This window comes from Streptomyces durbertensis (assembly GCF_014156695.1).
Taxonomy (GTDB): Bacteria; Actinomycetota; Actinomycetes; order Streptomycetales; family Streptomycetaceae; genus Streptomyces; species Streptomyces durbertensis.
In genome coordinates this window covers 1-1,082 of sequence record NZ_WMLF01000824.1, presented here as the reverse complement: position 1 = coordinate 1,082, position 1,082 = coordinate 1, and the positions used below count along the sequence as shown (strand labels likewise).

Annotated in this window: 2 protein-coding genes; both read right to left on the bottom strand. The window is 76.4% G+C overall.

The genetic code is table 11. The features are described 5' to 3' along the window. Nucleotides 1–504: DinB family protein (locus tag GL263_RS27100; RefSeq protein ID WP_182858369.1), on the bottom strand; the 504-nt coding region annotated here is incomplete at its 3' end. After that, nucleotides 504–1,082, bottom strand: a 579-nt coding sequence (locus GL263_RS27095; RefSeq protein ID WP_228456864.1) for a glutamate-cysteine ligase family protein, incomplete at its 5' end; no start/stop codon positions are given. The genes GL263_RS27095 and GL263_RS27100, both read right to left, overlap by 1 nt.

Here is a 1,082-nt window from a genome sequence, read left to right as displayed (position 1 = left end):
CAGCTGGTGGGTGGCGAGCATCGTCTCGTCGTGCTGCTGCTCGTGCTGGGCGACCATGCCGAAGACAAACGCGTCCGCCAACAGGCGGTTCTCGGAGCCGAGTTCGACGGCTTCGAGGACTTCGAAGGCGGCCTCGCGGACGCGGGCGGTGAAGGCGCGGGCCTCGTCCGGGCCGAGCAGCGGGAGCGCGGGGCGGTCGGCACGCGGGGTGCGGAACGCGTCGTAGAGCGGGTCGAGTTCGGGGCGGAGGGCGGGGCGGCCGCCGGCGTCCCGGACCAACCAGATCTCCTCCTGGTTGCCTATGTGCGCGAGGTCCCAGACCAGGGGGGACATCAACCGGGAGTGCTGGGCGGTGAGTTCGCCGTCGCCCAGGCAGTCGACCAGGACGTGGGTGCGGGCCCGGGACCGTTCGAGCGCGGCCCTCGCCGCCGCGCGCGGGTCGACGGCGTGCGGGTCGGCGGCGCGGGCGGGGTGGTGGCCGGTGGCGGTGGAGGGCGCGGACATCACAGGACTCCGATCCGGTCGGCGAGGCAGTCGTCGGCCGGGCAGCGGCCCCGGCCGGCGTATCGTTCGGCGAACTGCTCGGCGGCGCGGTGCGCCGGGCCGCCCGGGTCGCTGCGGCCCAGCGCCTCCACGGCCGTGGCCACGCAGGTGCGCACCACCGGGCCGAGCACGGGGTCGGCCGGGCCGTTCCGCGCGGCCCTCAGCCACAGGTCGGGCGAGGTGAGGTGCTCGACGGCGGCGTAGGCGATCTCGGCCGCCTTCGGGTCGTCCATCAGGGTGGCCGCGACGGCGACCGCCGCCATCCAGCCGTCGTCGGGCTGGGCGTCCATCATCCGCAGCTCCAGCCAGCCACGCGGCCGGACGGGCGGGAAGAGCGTGCCCAGGTGGTAGTCGAGGTCGGCGGCCGTCGGCGGGCGTTCGCGGCAGCCGCCGCGCAGCCAGCCGCGGAACGTCAGGTCGCGCGGCGCGCTCCAGTCGGGCGGGCCTCCGTTCGCCGCCTCCCGCCGGACGCACAGCAGCGTCGCGTCGAGGGCGTACCGCGTCCACTGGGTCCTCGGGCAGTCGCCGAGGGCGGGCGG